This window comes from Streptomyces sp. NPDC050211, from assembly GCF_040656035.1.
GTDB lineage: Bacteria > Actinomycetota > Actinomycetes > Streptomycetales > Streptomycetaceae > Streptomyces.
Window position 1 is genome coordinate 1 of sequence record NZ_JBFALC010000179.1, and the last position, 1,541, is coordinate 1,541.

Sequence of the window (1,541 nt, forward strand, 5' to 3'; positions counted from 1 at the left end):
GTCGTTTGCCCCACAAGGAACGGCCGCCGCGGGCCCTCGATGAGGTGTTGGGAGAGATGGCCGTCGCAGGCCTGCGACGCTGAGCGGAACTTGCGCTGAGAAGCGTTACGCGGCCTGCTCGACGTCGTCCTGTTTCAGGTCAGCCCACTCGGCGAGGAGCCGCGCGTACGCCGCAGTGCGCTCGGCGCTGGCGGGTTCTTGCATGAGGCGGCGGATGCTCTCGTTGACCCGGTCCAGGGCAGGCGTCACCCGACCATGAGGCCGGAGGGAGTGAGGTACACGTCCAAGGTACGGCGCGCCACTGACACCGGGTCCGGAGCAGTGGTGTTCTATTCTGCGTTCGAGGTGATACCGCCGCACATCGCCCATGTAGATCGGACGCACCCGTGGCCGCAGCCACAGAGATCACGCTGAAGGAATACCCGATGCCGCTGTGGGACTCCTCGGAGGAGGGCATGTGCTGCAAGTGCCATGCCAAGTGCAGGCGCTACGGAAGCGGTGCCAATCCGCTGTGCCGCTCGTGCTATGCCGTGGCCGTGGCCAAGTGGGGTCCGGGAGTGCCGCAGAAGGGCTACAACGCCTAGACCGGCTTAGCCGGGCGCCTGCGTCACCCTCATCGACGAGGAGACGGGCGAGATGCTGGCGACGTGGCCAGGCGAAGCGTAGCCGTCTGCGATTCTGGCACCCTGGATCAATCGAGGGGGGCCTCATGACTGAACAGGCCGACGGCGGCAGACGCCGGCACCTCCGTATCGCCGCCGCTGTCACGGTCGCCGTACTCGCAGCGGCTGGTGGCTTCCTCGCTGGCCGGACGACCGCGCCCACCAGTGGTGGGGACGGCAGTGCTTGCACCTCGGCAAAGGCGGCCATGGATCAGGCGGTGAAGGAGAGTGCGGACACTCCCGCGGATGCCGAGCAGGGCGTGAAGGATGCCCGTGCGGCCATGATGGTCAACGTGGTGTTGCAGAACCCGGACTGTTTCAGTGTGGCGATGCGGGCGCAGGCTCAGACGGCGAAGGATGAACTGACACAGCGTGGCGCCGCGGATGCGGCGGCACGGGCAGGGCAGTGCGCGAATCCAGACTCCTGGTGGATGTCCGGCTGTTAGGGCGTGTGTGATGTCGTGATCAATCGGCCGCTTGCAGGAGATCTCCGAGCCGAATGTGAGACAGGGCCAAACGAACGTCTTGGAGTCCCCGGTGTACCCGCGTGCTCCACTCGACGTTCCCATAGAGCCCCTGATGGGCGGCCCGCTTCAGGCCGGGCGTTCGGTGGTGAGGGTGATGCGGCCGTCTGTCCAGGCGGGTAGGCGCCGGGCGAGTTTCTTCAGTGACGGGCCCCGTACATGGTGCAGATGTACCACGAGTCTCGTGCCGAACAGCGCCTGGAAGTGGGTTCCGAGGCCCCGTCCAGTGCCGGTGAACATTTCGTCGGCCGAGACGTCGCGCTGTGGTGGTTCGTTGATCCGGTACACGCACAGGGCCTGTCGGTCCGGGACCGGTCCGGGGAGAACGGCGACTGCTCGGACCGCCGGCCAGCCC

At 66.8% G+C, this 1,541-nt stretch carries 4 protein-coding genes; 2 read left to right on the forward strand and 2 right to left on the reverse strand.

What is annotated here, in order from left to right; genetic code table 11:
• Positions 1–105: 105 nt before the first annotated feature.
• The gene (locus AB0I98_RS49845; protein WP_362953172.1) at positions 106–249 is read right to left on the reverse strand and encodes a hypothetical protein; all 144 of its coding nucleotides are present in this window, start codon (positions 247–249) and stop codon (positions 106–108) included.
• 137 nt (positions 250–386) lie between these two features.
• Between AB0I98_RS49845 and AB0I98_RS49850 the strand changes: the two genes are divergently transcribed.
• Both AB0I98_RS49850 and AB0I98_RS49855 read left to right on the forward strand, forming a co-directional pair.
• Positions 387–584 carry a hypothetical protein gene (locus AB0I98_RS49850; protein ID WP_362953174.1) on the forward strand — a complete coding sequence of 66 codons (198 nt, stop codon included), beginning with the start codon at positions 387–389 and terminating at the stop codon, positions 582–584.
• A gap of 125 nt (positions 585–709) precedes the next feature.
• The gene (locus AB0I98_RS49855; RefSeq protein WP_362953176.1) at positions 710–1,108 is read left to right on the forward strand and encodes a hypothetical protein; all 399 of its coding nucleotides are present in this window, start codon (positions 710–712) and stop codon (positions 1,106–1,108) included.
• 147 nt (positions 1,109–1,255) lie between these two features.
• On the opposite strand, the gene AB0I98_RS49860 is transcribed toward AB0I98_RS49855, so the two are convergent.
• On the reverse strand, positions 1,256–1,541 hold a 286-nt coding region (locus AB0I98_RS49860), incomplete at its 5' end, for a hypothetical protein (protein ID WP_362953178.1).

Coding starts and splice junctions, on each gene's coding strand:
- AB0I98_RS49855 (WP_362953176.1), top strand. CDS start 710: ATGACTGAACAGGCCGACGGCGGCAGACGCCGGCACCTCCGTATCGCC.